Below are 18,257 nucleotides of genomic sequence, written 5' to 3'. Positions count from 1 at the left end.
GTTAAAAAAGCATTTCAAAGTAGCTAAGCTACTTTGAAATGCTTTTTTTGTGAACTTAAAATACTAATTTTTAGTATGGTTAAATAGAGGAGAATAAGGTGTATAGTATGTACATATAGTAGATGGGGGATAAATCCTACTAAAATAAAAAAGTCAGAATATTTAAAATTAAACTATTTACAAATGTGAAAAAAAGAGTAGAATAACATTAGTTGTAATTTTCTGAAAAACGAATCTTTATTAAGGGGTCTCTCAAGGGTTGGTAATGTACATATAATTAGGGAGGGTACAAAAATGAAGAGAAAAAAGATGAAAAAGTTAACGGCAGTTGTGGTACCAGTTTTAGCGATGAGTGTTGCATTGACAGCATGTTCTGGGTCAGGTGGGGAAAAGAAAACGACTACTACATCAAATAGTGGGGAAGAAAAAAAATCAGATATTAAATATGCAGCGAAACAAGTATTAAATCGTACGGAAAACCAAGAAATTCCGACGATGGATACTTCTAAATCTACTGATACATTAGGTGCGCAAATTTTAGGGAACACGATGGAAGGCCTATATCGCCTTGATAAAGATAATAAGCCAATTCCTGCTGCGGCAGAGTCTAGTACGAAAAGTGAAGATGGTAAAAAGTATACGTTTAAACTGCGAAAAGATGCAAAATGGTCAAATGGTGATCCTGTAACAGCGAAAGATTTCGTTTTTGGATGGCAGCGCTTACTTGATAAGAATACTGCGGCAGAATATGCATTTATTGCTTACTATATTAAAAATGCAGAAGCGATTAATAAAGGGGAAAAACCTGTAACTGAATTAGGAGCGAAGGCGGTAGATGATTACACGCTAGAAGTAGAATTAGAAAAACCGGTACCGTATTTCTTAAATTTATTAGCATTCCCATCATACTATCCATTAAATGAAAAATTCGTAAAAGAAAAAGGTGATAAGTACGGTTTAGAAGCAGATACAACTGTGTATAACGGTCCATTCGTTATGTCTTCATGGAAACATGAACAAGGTTGGCAGCTGAAGAAAAATGATAAGTACTGGGATAAAAAGACTGTGAAATTAGAAGAAATTAACTATAGTGTAGTAAAAGAGGTTGCAACGAAAGTAAACTTATATGATACAGGATCAATTGATTTTACATTACTATCAGGAGAGTTTGTAGATAAATATAAATCGAACAAAGAAGAATATGGTGAGTATGCGGAATCAAGTACATTCTTCTTACGTTTAAATCAAAAACGTAACGGACAAGATACACCTTTAAAGAGCAAAAAACTACGTGAAGCAATTGCATTATCAGTTGATAAAAAAGGATTGGCAAATGTAATTTTAAATAATGGATCAAAAGCAACAGATCAATTGGTTCCAAAAGGACTTGCGACAGGGCCAGATGGTAAAGATTATCAAGATACATTTAAAAATGGTCTGAAATATAATCCGAAAAAAGGAGCAGCAGCTTGGGAAGCGGCGAAAAAAGAACTTGGAAAAGATCAAGTGACAATTGAATTACTAAGTTATGATGATGGAACTGCGAAAAAGATTGCTGACTATGTAAAAGATCAAATTGAGAAAAATTTAAAAGGTGTAACGATTAATACGAAAATTCAGCCATTCAAACAAAAATTAAAATTAGAAACTGCGCAAGATTATGAAATTTCTTATGCAGGTTGGAGTCCAGACTATGCGGATCCAATGACATTTATTGATATGTTTGAATCGAAGAGCCCGTACAACCAAATGAGTTATTCAAATCCAAAATACGATGAAATGGTAGGAAAAGCAGGTAATGAATTAATGAGTGATGCGAAAAAACGTTGGGAAACGTTAGGGAAAGCTGAAAAATTATTCCTTGAAGAAGATGCAGGGTTAGTTCCTTTATATCAAACAGGAAGATCGTACGTAATGAAACCGAATGTAAAAGGAATTGTGAAACATAACATCAGTCCAGAATATAGCTTTAAGTGGGCGTATGTAACTGAGGATGGCGGAAAAAAATAAAGTGAAAGCATTTCAAAAGTGGCTGAGCTGCTTTTGAGATGCTTTTTAGTATGTATAAGGGAATAAATCTCTTTAGCCTATTGAGAATCGGATAGGTAATTAGGAAGGTTCTATCTGAGGAAATTAGAGAGGTCAGTAAGTGGTAAGAAAGATGAATGATAGTAAGAGACCTCATGCTAATAAGAAAAATATAGAATGTAGTAATAGAGTGGAATAAGAGAAGGGATGTTTACATATAGTAGACGGGGGATAATTCATATAGTAGTTAAAACAACAAGATACTATAATAAAAAAATAAATATTTAGAAAATTTACAAAAATACTTTACAAAATTTAAAAAAACAGTAGAATATTAATTAATAAGAATTTTCTGATAACGAAAGTTAGTAGAGAATTTCTAAATGTTAATATCGTACATATAATTGGGGAGGGTACAAAAAAATGAAGAGAAAAAAGATGAAAAAATTGACAGCGGTCGTAGCACCAGTTTTAGTAATGAGTATGGCATTAACAGCTTGCTCTGGATCAGGAGATAAAGAGAAGGCAAGCACAACACCAAAAAGCGGTGAAAAAGAAGGCGGAAAGCTAGCGGCGAAGCAAGTGCTTAATTTAACAGAGTCTCAAGAGATTCCATCTATGGACTCTGCTAAAGCGACAGACCAAGTATCGTTTCTAGCTTTAAACAACGTAATGGAAGGTTTATATCGACTTGATAAAGATAATAAAGCAACACCAGGAGTTGCTGAATCATATAAAAAGAGTGATGATGGTAAAAAATACACATTTACATTAAATAAAAATGCAAAATGGTCAAATGGAGAGCCTGTAACAGCGAAGGATTTCGTGTTTGCTTGGAAACGTGCGGTAGATAAAAATACAGCAGCAGAATATGCATACATTATGTTTGATTTGAAAAATGCACAAGCGATTAATGAAGGAAAAGCTGAACTAGATACGTTAGGAGTAAAAGCTGTAGATGACTATACGTTAGAAGTAGAATTAGAAAATCCAGTTCCTTACTTTGTAGAATTAACTTCATTTGGAACATTTTATCCATTAAACGAGAAATTTGTAAAAGAAAAAGGAGAAAAGTACGGTTTAGAATCAGATACGACGTTATACAACGGACCGTTTACATTAACAGACTGGAAACATGAAGAAGGTTGGAAGTTAAAGAAAAATGCACAATATTGGGATAATAAAACAGTTAAGTTAGATGAAATCAACTTTGACGTAGTAAAAGATAGCGGTACACGTGTTAACTTATATGAAAGTGGACAAATCGATCGTTCAGGACTTACATCTGAATTTGTTGACAAATATAAATCAAACCCCGACTTCTTTACACAAAAAACACCGTCAACATATTTCTTACGCTTAAACCAAAAACGTGGTGGGCAAGATACAGTGTTAAAGAGCAAAGATCTACGTTTAGCGATTGCAAAAGCGTACGATAAAAAAGGCTTAACGAATGTAATTTTAAATGATGGTTCTACACCTGCAGATTATTTAGTGCCAAAAGAATTTGCTAAGAGCCCAGATGGAAAAGACTTCCGTAAAGAAAATGGAGATATTTTAAAAACAGATGTGAAAAAAGCAAAAGAGCATTGGGAAAAAGCGAAAAAAGAGCTTGGAAAAGATGCAATTACAGTAGAACTATTAAACTATGATGGTGATGGTGCGAAAAAAGTAGGAGAATTCTTAAAAGGAGAACTTGAGAAAAACCTACCAGGTTTAACGGTGAATTTGAAAAACCAGCCATTTAAACAAAAGTTAAAATTAGAATCAGATCTAGATTATGATTTATCTTACGCTGGTTGGGGGCCTGACTACTTAGATCCAATGACATTCATTGATATGTTTGTTACAAATGGCCCTCATAACCAAACAGGATATTCAAATCCTAAATATGATGAGATTGTACAAAAAGGTAAAGGTGAGCTATTAACGAAAACGAAAGAGCGTTGGGATAGCTTACTGAAAGCGGAGAAAATGTTATTGGAAGATGCAGCAATTGCACCATTATATCAACGTGGTGATGCTATCGTTCAAAGACCTAAAGTAAAAGGTATTGTTCACCATCCAGTTGGTGGAGACTACAGCTATAAATGGGCATATATTACAGAGGATAAGTAAGATGAGGGGCGTACAATACGCCCTTTTTTCTATGCACTTTTCTTCCTTGCTCGAATATATAAAATAAAAAAGGGAGAATCCCATGAAGCGAAACACATACATCGATTTCCTAGCTTATTACGGAATAGGAAGCGCTCATCCTGGTGGCTTTACGTTAACAAAACAATTGTTAGCACAACTGCCTTTTAAATATGGAGCGAATGTCCTTGAGATAGGTTGCGGTACGGGGAAAACAGCGGCATATATGACAAGGGAATTTGGTTATAAAGTAACAACGGTTGAAAAGAATGAAATTATGATTCAAAAGGCAAAAGATAGATGGTTGTTTGAAGGGTTAGCTATACAATTAATTGAAGGAAATGTGGAGCATTTACCGTGTTTGAATAACTCATTTGAGTTCGTACTTGGAGAATCAATCATCGCTTTTACAGACAAAGAAAGGGTTATCTCGGAGTGTTATCGTGTATTACAGCAGGACGGTAAGCTTGTTGTCATTGAAATGATTATTGATAGGCACATTGATAAGGGTGAGGAAGAAAAAATCGCCCAATTATATGGTATGAAAGAATTATTAACGGAGAATGAGTGGGTACAATTATTTCAGAAAGCAAATTTTAAAAGAATTACAATTGCTGGCGGTGGCACGATTGCAGAAACGATCTCTGGCTATGTAGAAGAGCCAGAATGGAATGTATCCTCACATATTCCGAATGAGTTATATGAGGCGTGGGTACAGCATGAAAATATACGGCTTATGTACCAACACATTTTAGGGCATCGTATTTTTATATGTGAAAAATAAAGAAAAAGAGTTGGCTAAAGGTAGCCAACTCTTTACTATGTTAAATGAAAAATAATGCAGCTAATGTAATTCCGAAGATGAAACCAAATCCGAGTTCAACACCCCAGCCACAACCGCCGCCTCCCCAGCCGCCGCAACCACAACTACTACAACCACGACCACCACATCCGCAGCTGCTGAATCCACCACCGCATCCGAATCCACAACTATCACACCTGCTAAGGCCTCCACAAAGGTCACAACCACCGTTTGCATAAGCGTCATAGTAGCCGAATCCTGAATCAAAAGATGAGCGCTGTTGCACCGGTTCAATCCATACAGAGCTTTGTGTCACATCGATTATTTTCCCTAAATGTATACGGCCATCACGGTCTTCAATCCGAACAACTTTTCCGAAGTAACGTCGGCATGTATCATAACATTTTTGTCTATGCATGTTCTTTCCTCCTTCCGCATTACAGTAATACGATATGTAAGGGGGACAAGTGCGGCTTGTACGAATGCCCTATCTATCATAATTGTTATAGGAAAGGGGAAATATAAGAAGAGGATATATAAGGAGGAAAAGGCATGAAATCTACAGATCAGTTTCAGACATACGAAGTACCGTGGGAAGAATTTATTGAAGCGTTGCGAGAGGAAATGAAGAAGCAAGTAGGGGCAGATATTATTGATACAGTAGTTTGCAATTTAGAAGATGGTTTTGAAGTGTATACATATGTGCAGGGGGATTTAGATTTTGAATATAAGGAAGCGCTTGAGAGAAAATACGGAAGTGATGCGAAGACACCTAATGTGTTAACGATAATGTTATTAGCTAGTATTTATAATACAAGTGAAGAGAATATACGCTTGCATGCGGATCATAAAGAGAATCCGATTGTTGAAGTGTATGTAAAGCAAGGAAACACGCTGTGAAAGGCGTGTTTTTTAATTGTATGATAAAATGTTAGAAAATTAAGAAAGAAGGTGATGAGTTGGGAATTAAACATCTTAATTTAACAGTTGCAGATGTAGTAGCTGCAAGAGAGTTTTTAGAAAAGTATTTTGGCTTAACTTGTAGTGGAACAAGGGGGAATGCCTTTGCAGTTATGCGTGATAATGATGGATTTATACTAACGTTAATGAAAGGAAAAGAAGTTCAGTATCCAAAAACATTTCATGTAGGATTTCCACAAGAAAGTGAAGAACAAGTAGATAAGATAAATCAAAGATTGAAGGAAGATGGATTTTTGGTCGAGCCTCCTAAGCATGCCCATGCGTATACGTTTTACGTTGAAGCACCTGGTGGATTTACAATAGAAGTGATGTGTTAAGTTAAAAATCAAACTTTTTGTCATGTGTTTTTAAAATAAAAAGTAGGAAAAGTCTGTTTTAAGCGTGGAGCTTAAACAGGCTTTTTTACTTATATAATTGGATAGAGAATGCTAGAAGAAATATTACCAAGTGTCTGATTTGTTTACATAATAAAGTTATGGTGGGTTAGTTGTCCTAAAATACAAGTCATATATCTTGTTTCCTCTCATAAATTTAAACATAGGAATTTGTCTACAAAGGTGGCGAAGCCTCATCATGAAAATCCGAATTTGTGCCACGTTCATGTTGTTTCTATTTATATGTTTACCTTTATCAGCTTTTGCAAAAGGAGAGGAGGCAAAGGAAAGGGTCGTTTCACTTGTATATGACGATTCGGGCAGCATGAGAAATAACGATCGCTGGAAATATGCCAATTATGCTTTGCAAAGTTTAGTTGCGCTATTGGATGAAAAAGATAAATTTTCTTACGTTCCAATGAGTAAGCCGAATGATCCATTAAACATTTCGTTAACGAAGGATAAAAGGCAAACAGAAATTGAGGGAATTGGAGCGTGGAAAACGTATTTAAATACTCCATTTAGCGCGGTAGAAACGGCGATGCAATCTATAAAAAAGGAAGCAGATATAGATGGAAAACGTGAATTTTGGCTTATTGTATTAACTGACGGGGCATTTAATGATTTAGAAAAAGATAAGGTTGGCGGAAAAGAACAAATTTTGTGGAAATTAGCCCAGTTTAAGAAAGAAATGGATGCAAAAAAGATATCGTTACATCCAGTCTTAATTACGATGGAAGAAGATTTAGGACAACAAGAAAAAGAACAACTAAATACGTTCAAGGAAATATGGAAGAAAGAGATAAATGGCGTTACGATGCCGTCAAGCGGAGAAGATGGCATTGTAAAAAGTGTAAATCAAGTGGCAGCATTAGTTGCAAATCGTGATCCGTTCTCTTCCGTTGAATCGATTGTAAAAACGAAAGTAGTAGGGAAGAAAGTAGAGATTACAACACCATTTCCGTTAAAACGTATGACACTTGTACGACAATCGCCTTCTTTGCCCGATTATCAGGTCACACAAATTTCTAAACCATTACAATTACAATCTTCTTTTTCCATACATGCACCAGGTGAAGCGAAATTGTTCGGAAATATAGTTCATATCAGTACGGAAAATGAAGAAGTTATTAAACCAGGAACGTATACGATAGAAGTGGACCGAGATATTGAGAAAGAAGGATTACAAGTACTAGTCGAACCGGCACTTAATTATACTGTTTCTACTTATGACAAAGAGGATAAGGATAGAAAAAATGTTGAGGAGATGTATGAAGATGTGACAGCTGTTATTGAAGCAAAACCTACTGAGTTGCCAGTTCAGTCTTCTTACTTTCAGGCAGAAGTAGAAATGGACGGGAAGCAATATGCGATGAAGTGGGACGATAAAAGACATGTATTTTATTACGAAACGAAGCTTACTAAAGGATTAGTACGCGGGAAAGTTCATATGAACATAAAGGGGTTTTACAGACAGACGAAAGAATTTAAAATCGAAACAACGAAAAAGCCTAAATTATCACTTCAAACTGTCACGAAAGATTATGAAGAAAAAGTAACAAATTTAGAGAATAGTAAACCATTTATTATACAACCACAGTTAGATGATAAGCCGATGACAGAAGAGGCTGTAAAAAAACTATTAAAATCTACTGGTGTCACATCTAAACAATCAATCAACTATGAAATAAAACAGCATGGTAATCAAATTTACATTTATCCTCGACCGCATTACTCCGACACATTCAATTTTACAGATACCGGCACCGTAGAAGCTACCATCGTAGTGCAGGATTCAAAATTACCAAAAGTAAAGAAAGATATAACACTCCATATTCAAAATGCGCCGTTTTATGAAAAGTATGCGCTTATTTTTAAGTTTGTTATTCCTATCACTTTATTACTGTTAATAGTAGGAATAATCGTTTTAGGATGGATTGTCCGTCCAAGATTTCACCGGAAAGCATTATTGTATTACGAATGGGATCAAGAGGTAGCGAAAGATTGGTTATATCAATCTGAGCCAGAGTTACTCAAAAATAAATGGTGGAAACATTATTTTGGTATTCCGTATAGAGCAGAAAGAAAGACTGTGCAATCCGTTACGTTTATAGCAAAGAAAGGATCGAAATCGATATTTGTAGCGAAAGAGTCACAAGTAGTAGGAATGATTATTGATGGGATGTTTATAACAGAGGATGAGGTTGGAATGGAACATAAGACACTATATCCAAATGAACTTTTAGTAATTGATAGAGGATATGGTAAGGAGATTTACAAATACGAGTGTGAATAGTAGGTAGGGATAAGAAGGGGATGGAGTATTAATCCTCTTTCCCTTTTTTCCAACAAGCAAGAATAGGAAGGTGGTTCACATGACATTACAAGTTCCAACAATATTAATTGGTTTAGGTGGAATCGGTAGTACTGTGACGCATCAAATATATGAAAAACTGCCTGAAGAGCGCCGGAAAAAGGTAGCAATGCACGTATTTGATACAGATGTGAATACATTAAGTAAATTCGATCATATTCGAAAGTTTAAGACACAAACAAGTTCTAGTAAAACGCCTAGGGAGTATATTGCGGGAGATCCAACGATCCCAGAGTGGTTTCCGATGGATCCGACTATACTTGATAAACCATTAACAGAAGGAGCAGGACAGTTACGCGTCATTTCACGTTTAGCGTTACGTGCTGCGATGAAAGAAGATAAATTGACGTCTTTTTGGCAAGAAATCGAGAAAATCTTTCCGGTTACAAGTGATCAAACGGAATATGGTGTGCGTGTCATTATAGTAACATCACTAGCAGGCGGAACAGGTTCAGGGATGTTTCTGCAAATTGCTTTATATTTACGTGAAATGCTTCGGAAGAAATTGCAGCATCATAACATTTTAATACGCGGTGCGTTTTTAATGCCGGATGTTTTAGTAAAGACGAGAACGGTTAGCGCGAAAGAATTTGAAACGGTGCAAGCAAATGGCTATGCATCGTTAAAAGAATTACATGCTATTACGCTCGGGTCTACTGGAGAATTATCAAAACGCGGCGGTGTAACAATTGAATTAGAGTATCGCCCTGATCAAGTAGATGAAGACGGAAGAACGAATCATACAATTAAACAACATCATTTACCGTACAATTATTGTTTCTTATACGATTACGAAAACCTACATGGACACCATTTACACAATTTATCAGACTATATGGAACAGATGGCAAATACAATTTATTTACAGTTATTTAGCCCGATGTCCACAAGTCATTTTGCACAGGAAGACAATCAAATTCAGCAATTAGCAGAATCAAGCGGAAAAGGACGATATTGCGGGGCCGGAACGGCAAAGATTATTTATCCATATGAGCATGTGTTAAAATATTGTGCTTTAAAATGGGCCGTGCAAGGTTTAGATGAATCGTGGCTTCATTTAGATCAACTGTTTCAAGAGAAGAAGCAAAGATACGATCAAGATGTAAAACGTGGGATGCAACGTGAAAAGCCGGAGAGAGGTAAAAGTTATTTAGAGGACTTGGAGCATCTTGCTACCCGTCCAGAGCAAGCTCATATTTTCTATAGACAAATGTACAATGAAACACGTGAAGGAGCAGAGGGTGGTAAGCTCGGAGTTGCGAAATCAAAACTGTTTTTAGAAGCTGTAGAAAGTTATGTACAACGAACGGTGCAAAAAGATGAGGAATTAAATCGTCTGCAACATGAGTGTAAAATTTCAGCTACGAAACTGAAAATGATGGAACAGATGAAGGGTGAAGTGGCAAGAGTGGATCATGCGGTGCGTTTATATGCGTATGCGATTCCGAGCCGGGTACATGAACATGTAACGACACTTTTATATGACATGATTGAATCAGACCGCTTTTCACCAAGTGGTTCTGAAGGGCAGTCCTATCAATTAAATACATGGTTTTTAAAGAAAACAGATCCCGTTCACCCAGTAGCAGCGCGTTTTATGTTATATGAAATCCGAAAGCAGTTAGTAGAAAAAATGAATCGACTACATGAAAATAATGAACAAAAGCGTAATGTAATTCAAAATTACGATAAAAAATTTAATGTGGGTAATATTGATGGAACGGTAACGGCTGTACGCCGAGTAGAAATTGCTCAACAACAAGGCTGGTTCGGAAAAATGATTAATAATCAGCAACGTTTATTCAAAAGAGAATTTGAAGACATCGTAACGCAATATGTACACAAATTAAATGAATATCGAAAAGAAATGCTATTAGAACTTGTATATCAATCGCTATATCAAGCAGTTAATAAAATGATTCAATATTGGGAAAGGTTTTTTGATAATTTACATGAAACACGTGAAAATTTACTGTTTGAAATCCAAAAGCGCAGTAAGGAATTTGAAGGGAAAACAAACCCGACGAATGTATATGTATTAGCTGAGGAACAGCTGCAAGAAAAGATATGGCAAGATATGCAGCAACATTTAAATTTAGGTGTACTACCGAAAGATATATCAGCGGAAATTTACATGAGTTTGTACGGGGAATATTGTCGTGATGCGAAAACAGAAGAGATTCAGTCGAAAAAGGTAGAGGATTTCTACCGAGAACATATACTGAGCTATTGTTATGACGAACTGCAAGTACGCTATCGTGATAAATTAGAACTGAATATTATTGAAGCGTTGCGAAAAGAAGCAGATTATAAGAAACGTGATCGCGATGAATACGTTCGTGAAAAAATTGAAGACCTGTTCCATTTAGCTAGTCCATTCGTTCCGAAAGTTGCTCATCATAGGGAATTACAATATTGGGGTATACATCCTTCTTTAAAGAAAGAGTTGCAAGAGGAATTAATTCAAGAAATGTTTAAAGAAAAAGATACAGTACATGAAGCCTTTTCGCCATTTGAAGTGATCTGTTATCGAGCGCATTACGGCTTATCGCTGCAAGACTTTCCTAAATTATCATCAGGACATATTTCAAATGGATTTATGAATGATAAAGGTGACTATTTCCAATCGTATTATCGCCGTGTAAACAAATTAAATAGTAAAAAATCTAGTTTAACGCCGCATTTAGATAAGTATTGGCACTTACCAGCCTTTATGCCAGATTTAAATGCGACTCAAACAAAATTAGATTATGATAAATGTAATCGTGCATTACTATACGCATATATGTATCGCTGGATTAGTTTAGTTGCTGTTGATGGACAGTTTGTGTATCAATATAACGGTGTAGGACGTAGCTTTTTAATTCAGTCAATGGGGAAAAATATTTCAAGCGAAAGTTATAAATTACACAGAGCGTTGCTTCATAATCCGTTTATTTATGAAAACATCTTGTCACGATTTGAAGAAGAGCAAGAAAAGGCGATGATACAAGGTGGACATTTATATACACATCCGTTCGTATTAGGAGCCCAAGATGTAAGATGGCTTAGAAAAGAACATGTCCACAATCTTTTAGATATGATTTTAATGTATGATCGTGAAGCGAAGTATGATCCGACGTTAGAAGAAACATCAGATGAATTATTAAGACTATTCCTTGATGAAATCGAGTTGTATTTCCAGAACTATTACGGTACAGGTGCCGATATGGTGGCAAAGAAAGAGAAAGAAATGTTTATTAAACAATTGTGGGATCGCTCGCATGCGAAAGGATATGTAGATCCAAATAGCGCTCCGTATAAAAAATGGCAAAATTTATTAGGTGTTCAAGATGAAGAAGAAACGTCAAAAACGAATGTATAATGAATGAAAAGGGAATCCTTAAAAGTGGCAATACAACTTTAGAAAAGAGGGATTCTGATGCCGTTTTTAGGAAGTGTATATCAAATATTTGGGTTATATCCGGAACTTTATTATGGGATGATTTCAGCGGAGCTGCAAGAGGAAGCTCAGAAGGAGCATCTTGGAAATAGTAGTGCAGAAGCTGAAGCGGAAGAATAAAAAAAGTGCAGATGAAAATCTGCACTTTTTTGTTAGTATTAAAATGGTAAAATAACCTCAAATGAATTATTATTGCATTGTATGTAATGAAAATTGTATGAAAATCAATGTAATAAAATGTGTATGAATATTAAGGTGGAAAACAACAATGTTTTTGAGAAAATAATTATGTATAAAAATAACATTTGATACATAATCAACCGATTGTTTTTGATTGATTTATTATTGACAATATAATTAATTGTATGATAAATTCAATCAGCATTCTTAATGGTTTTTTGGTACAATTAATATTTTGAAAATTCAATACGGCATAAAGAGATTGATTTTTCTGTTTTTTTGAGGTGGGTTACTAAGTCTATAGGGGAAGTGAACTATGTATATTTTTATTTTTAAAATAGAACAGTAATAAAGAATGTAACAAGTAAGAGATAAACTTGAAAAAGAGGTTTCAAAGAATGAGTCTTTTCATAAAGAAAGCAATGGATGAAGAAAAGAAAAAAGTATTGAATCAAACTTTAGGAGCGATTGATCTAACTCTTTTAGGGATTGGAGCAATTATTGGTACAGGTATTTTCGTATTAACTGGTATTGTAGCAGCGAAACATGCTGGTCCGGCGATTGTATTATCTTTTGTATTAGCGGCAATTATATGTGCATGTGTAGCTTTCTGTTATGCTGAATTTGCATCTACAGTTCCAGTTTCAGGAAGTGTATATTCATATACATATATGACACTAGGTGAGATTTTTGCATTTATAGTTGGCTGGTGTGTTATGCTGGAGTATTTATTAGCGACTTCTGCGGTTGCAGCAGGCTGGTCAGCATATTTTCAGTCATTGCTACTAGGTTTTAATATTCACATTCCTACGATTTTTGCTTCGGCACCAGGAATGGGGAAGGGTGGAATCATTGATTTACCAGCAGTTCTTATTATTTTAGTTGTTACATTTTTATTAAGCCGTGGTGCAAAAGAAAGTGCACGAATAAATAATATAATGGTTATTATTAAACTGGCTGTTATTGTAGGGTTTATTGTTGTAGGGACACAATATGTAAGACCAGAGAATTGGCAACCATTTCTACCGTTTGGTTTTCACGGTGTGGTAGGAGGCGCTGCTACTGTATTTTTTGCTTTTTTAGGATTTGATGCAGTTGCAACAGCCGCAGAAGAAGTGAAGCGTCCACAACGTAACGTGCCAATTGGGCTACTTGTTTCCTTGTTCATTTGTACGGTTCTATATGTAGGTGTTTCATTCGTGTTAACTGGAATGGTTCCGTTTACGGAATTAAATGTTGCTGATCCGGTTGCATATGCGTTGCGCACTGTAGGAGAAGATAGAATTGCTGGGTTGTTATCGGTCGGAGCGATAGCAGGGCTAACAACAGTTCTGTTAGTAGCTATGTTTGCATTTGTTCGTGTATCTTACTCGATGAGTCGAGATGGATTGTTACCAAAAAGACTTTCAAGTGTTCATAAACGTTTACAAACTCCATTTTTTAATACATGGGTTACAGGTATACTAGCAGCTTTATTAGCGGGATTAGTGGATTTGAATTTATTAGCTAATTTAGTGAATATGGGAACGATAACAGCGTTTGTGTTTGTATCTATAGCTGTCATTGTATTAAGAAAGACACATCCTAATATGAAGAGGCCATTCCGTGCTCCTCTAGTACCTTTTTTACCTATCGTTTCGATAGTAAGTTGTATATATTTAGCTTTGAACCTTTCTAAGCTTACTTTAATTAGTTTTGTTGCATGGATTATAGTAGGTGTTTTCATATATTTTGTATATGCTAAAAAACATAGTAATGTTAGAAATAGAAATAAAGTATAGTCCATTGAAATAATACTTGTAATGGAAATGAAAACACGCTACTTATTCATATAAGAACAAGTAGCGTGTTTTTTCTATTTAATAATCCCATTTTCTAAAATTTTAATAGTTGGTGCCACTTTCACATTAGCTTTTGAAAAGGCACTCGGCCAATCATCTTCGACTTGTTTCCATTCTTTATATTGAAACGCTCTCGCATAATCACCAAATCCGAATGGATCAAGTTGCTGTTTTTGAATGTTGTGGATTAAATCGTTCAAATCTTTGTTTAGTTGTTTTGTAATAAGAGAAGTTAATTTCTTTCTATCTTTGTCTATATCCATATTGAATGTAAGTTCAGAGACAGCAATTTTCAAATCCATTTTAACATGAAATTTGAAGTGGTTATCGCTATAATCTGTATGGATATCACGATTCATGCTAAGAACATTTATTGTTACGAAATCGCCGCCATCGGTATCTTTTAAATCACTATTACTTTCAACTGAAGTAGAAGGGATTTTCAATGTAAGCGAAACCGGTGTATTCGCTTTCTTTTGTAACAAAAGAAGAAGGGCGCTTTCATAACGATTTAATGACATTTTATAAATTCCGCGAGAAGTTAATAGCGCGGAACCAGTAACGATAACATCCTTTTTACCTTTTTTTATTTCTGAAATAGCAGGTGTTATACCTTTATTAAACGTTTGCCTGTGAAATTCATGGAATGTCGTAAAAACGGTCCGATTGTACAGTTTGTTCGTATTAATTAAATCTGTTAAATACTCGGGAAGGGCAGGCTTATCTTTAAAGTTATTATATATAACTGAAGAAATTGGACCGTCTACTGCAACCATGCGCATGTTTCCAGTGTTTTTAGGATCACGATACCAAACATCAAGGTAAGGCATAGCCCCTTCTTGTTTTAAAAAATTTGTGCTAAATAAAATGAGCTGTAACTTTTCTGTAGATACTAAACCGCCACTTGAGCTATTAAACGTTGCTTTTGCTTCTCGAGGTGTACGTACTTTCGCTTCATGTGTTTCGTACTTTTTTTCTACGTCTTCATTAAAAATAGGATTCACGTGGTACACAATTAATTTTCCTTTTGCTTTTGCGTCAAAGCCGTAAATTAATGAAATCGATTGTTTTTCTAAGTCGAGTCGATCTCCACAGCCTGTTAAAAAGGTTATGAGAAAGTAAAGTATAGTGAAATGAATAAAGCGCCTCATTTAAACTCTTCTCCTTTTCCAATGCTGATAAAGTGTCATGTATAAGAGAAATACGACTGGGAATAGAAAAACGATAAAATAACTAGCAGTTCCCCAAAATTCCCGCAACGCACTTATCTGATAAGAAGAAGGGATATAAAAGAATAAGATGAAAATACACCCGAATAATAAAACATAAATAGGTAATGAACTGCCTTTTTTGTTAAGAAATTGATTAATTCCATCTGAAGCAGTGAAAATATAAGGAATACAGGAATCAAAAATAATAAAGAGATAAAATGACAAAAAGATAATTTCAAATCGCTCAAGAAATGAGAAGTGAAACGGTGTAACAAGAGAAAGAGTCGGCCATAAAAACTTTGTTATACCATCTGGACTAAAATAAACAAAAGAGACAAAGGTGACTTGAAGATAAATAAATAGCGTAATCAAATTCGCAAGAACAATTCCTTTTTTTGCAGATGATTTATTACTGAGATAAGGATAAAGGACAAATGCAAACTCAAATCCGAGAAACGCAATGATAGTTGATTTTACTGTGTTTAAAACTGGTATCCAGCCTTCTTTAAGAAGAGGAAGAAGATAAATCCAATGCCCATCTTTAAGCGGAATAAACAATAGAAAAGGCATCCATAGTGTGAAAAATACAGTGAAAACAGCATAGCGACTTATAATAAGAACGCCTTTACATGCTAGCATTAACATTGGAATAGATAGTAAAATCATAATTAAAAACATTGGAGTTCTAGGTAAAATCCAAATGTGAATAACGTATAAGAGGGAAAAAATTAAGGAAATAGCTGCAAGGACAGCATATAAAATCCAAAAAATCATTCCTACTCTTCCTAGCCACTTCCCAAGATAACGAGTTAGCACATCGAGTAAAGTATATCCAGGATGCTTTTCCATAATTTTCACAATACATAAACTGACTAAAGTAGTGAGAGCACATCCAATAATAATAGACATCCAGCCATCTGTATTTGCCCCTTGTGCAACTTCACGCGGAAGTGTAAGGACACCGAATCCTACTTGAACACCACTAATCGTTAAAATGTATTGAAATAAACTAATCTCCCTCTTTGCACGTTTTGTCACTTATTATCCTCCTTTTCCTCAACATCTCTTTGCCGGTTATCTTGTTTTAATTGTAGAGATAGTGGCCGTTTCTTCATAATTTTCCATGGGAAACGTACAAGGGTATCTTTTAAATCCGAAGCAAATAACGGAGAAAAAGGACTACCATAAGGAACACCGAGAGATTCCATAGAAAGTATATGAATAATAATGATCGCCATCCCAACCATAATTCCAATGACGCCAAATAAAGAGGCGGCTATCATCATTGGGAATCGAAGAAGCCGAATTCCTGCTGACATTTCTAAGTTAGGAATAATGAAGGAGGCAACCGCAGTAATTGATACGACGATAACCATAACGTTACTAACAATCCCAGCTTGAACGGCAGCTTGTCCAATTACAATTCCTCCTACGACGCCGATTGTTTGCCCAACAGGTCCAGGAAGCCGAATCGCTGCTTCTCGGAGCATTTCGAGAACTAATTCCATTAATAAAGCTTCTAATATGGGAGGAAAAGGAATTTTGGCTCGAGATTCTCCAATCGTTAACAACAATTTGAGCGGAATCACTTCATAATGGAAGGAAATCATAGCAATATAAAGAGCAGGAGCAAATATTGCAATAAATAGCCCAGTGAAACGAAGGAGTCGTATAAAAGATGGAATCATAGGTCTGAAGCTGTAATCATCTATCGTCTGAAAAAAGGATGAAAAGGTCATAGGTCCTATTAATACGCCTGGTGAGCGATCTACAACAACGGCAATTCGCCCATCAAGAATATGATGTGCTGTTGTGTCGGGGCGTTCAGTTATTGATAATTGCGGAAAGAGAGTAAATGAATTATCTTCAACAAACCCCTCTAATTCACCAGTAGTAAGAATCGCATCAACTTTTACTGACTCGATACGGGATGCCATTTCTTTTACGACATTTTCGTTCGCAACATCTGCTAGATAAAGCAAAAAAACCTTTGAAGTAGCTCGTTCACCAACAGTGAATTCCTTCACTTTCAGTTCGCGATTTGGAATATATCGACGAATAAGTGCAAGGCTGTCGCTCGCTACTTCATTAAATCCTTCGTGTGAGCTTTTTATGGAGCTCTCTGTTGTAGGTTCTTCAATACTCCTTTTTGGTGCCGCTTGCGTATCGAGCTCTAAAGCGGATAGTTGTCCGTTTATAAATAAAATACTTTTGCCGTGTAAAAGAGATTGTTCAATGTCTGCCCACTGTTGAACTTTTTTAATATTTCCGATAGAAACAGAGGCTTTCCAAAAATCGTCTTCATTCCACTCTTTAAATAAGAGAGGACGAAGAATGTTTACGTTAATAACAGTTTTGTCTACAAGTCCTTCCATATATATGAGTGCAGCTTCCTGTCCGTTTTTTAATGGAAAAGTGCGTGTTATTAATTCTGGAATACCGCTAAACAGTTTGGACAAGTGCTTTAAATTAAGGGAAAGGGAAGAAGAGATAGATTTATTTAATGCGTAATCAGCTTGCTCTTGGGTAGAAAGAGATTTTTCACCACGAATCCATTTATTAAAAGACCCCATTTGTTCGCTTACTCCTTGTTATGTTTTATCCCGATTGGTGAGGGCTGATAATCAGTGGGGGATGAAGAAAACCCCCCACTGATTAAAGTTTCACTTTATATGGGTTATTATGGATAGTTACAAGCTGACATATGCGTAGTTTAAATTTTATATTGTATATTTTTAACTTTAACGCTATAATTATAGTGTTAAAGATGGAATCGTGATATGACCTGTTATGACTCTATCGTTTTATTTATGAATAAATGGATTGGTATTTTAGCAAGATGTGCTAATAAACTACTCCACCATGATAATAACGTGCCGAAATGTGGT

General features: G+C 35.5%; 13 protein-coding genes. 9 read left to right on the top strand and 4 right to left on the bottom strand.

The window, feature by feature from the left end; genetic code table 11:
• Positions 1–294: 294 nt before the first annotated feature.
• The 3 genes from BLT20_RS17225 (at position 295) to BLT20_RS17215 (ending at position 4,948) form a co-directional block, all read left to right on the top strand.
• Complete coding sequence (locus BLT20_RS17225) at positions 295–2,010, top strand: peptide ABC transporter substrate-binding protein (RefSeq protein WP_000823471.1); 1,716 nt, start codon at positions 295–297, stop codon at positions 2,008–2,010.
• A gap of 441 nt (positions 2,011–2,451) precedes the next feature.
• Positions 2,452–4,146, top strand: coding sequence for a peptide ABC transporter substrate-binding protein (locus BLT20_RS17220; RefSeq protein WP_000823445.1), 1,695 nt, complete (start codon positions 2,452–2,454; stop codon positions 4,144–4,146).
• A gap of 82 nt (positions 4,147–4,228) precedes the next feature.
• A complete protein-coding gene (locus BLT20_RS17215; RefSeq protein ID WP_000828243.1) occupies positions 4,229–4,948 on the top strand; it encodes a class I SAM-dependent methyltransferase in 720 nt (239 codons plus the stop codon).
• Between the two features lie 40 nt (positions 4,949–4,988).
• On the opposite strand, the gene BLT20_RS17210 is transcribed toward BLT20_RS17215, so the two are convergent.
• On the bottom strand, positions 4,989–5,384 hold the full coding sequence (locus tag BLT20_RS17210; protein ID WP_000555000.1) for a hypothetical protein: 396 nt from the start codon (positions 5,382–5,384) through the stop codon (positions 4,989–4,991).
• 134 nt (positions 5,385–5,518) lie between these two features.
• Between BLT20_RS17210 and BLT20_RS17205 the strand changes: the two genes are divergently transcribed.
• The 6 genes from BLT20_RS17205 (at position 5,519) to BLT20_RS17180 (ending at position 14,098) form a co-directional block, all read left to right on the top strand.
• Positions 5,519–5,866: a hypothetical protein gene (locus BLT20_RS17205; RefSeq protein WP_000842902.1), complete on the top strand. Its 348-nt coding sequence runs from the start codon at positions 5,519–5,521 to the stop codon at positions 5,864–5,866.
• 59 nt (positions 5,867–5,925) lie between these two features.
• Positions 5,926–6,264, top strand: coding sequence for a VOC family protein (locus tag BLT20_RS17200; protein ID WP_000511515.1), 339 nt, complete (start codon positions 5,926–5,928; stop codon positions 6,262–6,264).
• Between the two features lie 256 nt (positions 6,265–6,520).
• Positions 6,521–8,617, top strand: coding sequence for a vWA domain-containing protein (locus tag BLT20_RS17195; RefSeq protein WP_000702068.1), 2,097 nt, complete (start codon positions 6,521–6,523; stop codon positions 8,615–8,617).
• Between the two features lie 79 nt (positions 8,618–8,696).
• Positions 8,697–12,059, top strand: a complete 3,363-nt coding sequence (locus BLT20_RS17190; RefSeq protein WP_000175104.1) for a tubulin-like doman-containing protein — start codon at positions 8,697–8,699, stop codon at positions 12,057–12,059.
• Between the two features lie 57 nt (positions 12,060–12,116).
• Positions 12,117–12,257: a hypothetical protein gene (locus BLT20_RS17185; RefSeq protein ID WP_001116195.1), complete on the top strand. Its 141-nt coding sequence runs from the start codon at positions 12,117–12,119 to the stop codon at positions 12,255–12,257.
• Positions 12,258–12,715: 458 nt separating this feature from the next.
• Positions 12,716–14,098 (top strand): APC family permease, encoded by a 1,383-nt coding sequence (locus BLT20_RS17180; protein ID WP_000051656.1) that lies wholly within the window; start codon positions 12,716–12,718, stop codon positions 14,096–14,098.
• Between the two features lie 74 nt (positions 14,099–14,172).
• On the opposite strand, the gene gerSC is transcribed toward BLT20_RS17180, so the two are convergent.
• Genes gerSC through BLT20_RS17165 form a run of 3 tightly spaced genes read right to left on the bottom strand, consistent with a single transcriptional unit; the run spans position 14,173 to position 17,942 of the window.
• Positions 14,173–15,309 (bottom strand): spore germination protein GerSC, encoded by a 1,137-nt coding sequence (gene gerSC / locus BLT20_RS17175; protein ID WP_001252213.1) that lies wholly within the window; start codon positions 15,307–15,309, stop codon positions 14,173–14,175.
• Positions 15,310–16,407, bottom strand: coding sequence for an endospore germination permease (locus tag BLT20_RS17170; protein ID WP_000166517.1), 1,098 nt, complete (start codon positions 16,405–16,407; stop codon positions 15,310–15,312). It lies immediately after the preceding gene.
• Positions 16,404–17,942: a spore germination protein gene (locus BLT20_RS17165; protein ID WP_000534525.1), complete on the bottom strand. Its 1,539-nt coding sequence runs from the start codon at positions 17,940–17,942 to the stop codon at positions 16,404–16,406. The genes BLT20_RS17170 and BLT20_RS17165 overlap by 4 nt, the downstream gene beginning before the upstream one ends.
• Positions 17,943–18,257: the final 315 nt, after the last annotated feature.

Origin of the sequence: Bacillus sp. cl96, from assembly GCF_900100505.1 — a bacterium.
GTDB classification, from domain to species: Bacteria; Bacillota; Bacilli; order Bacillales; family Bacillaceae_G; genus Bacillus_A; species Bacillus_A cereus.
Note: the sequence above shows the minus strand (reverse complement) of the source record. Positions and strands in the feature narration are given on the sequence as shown.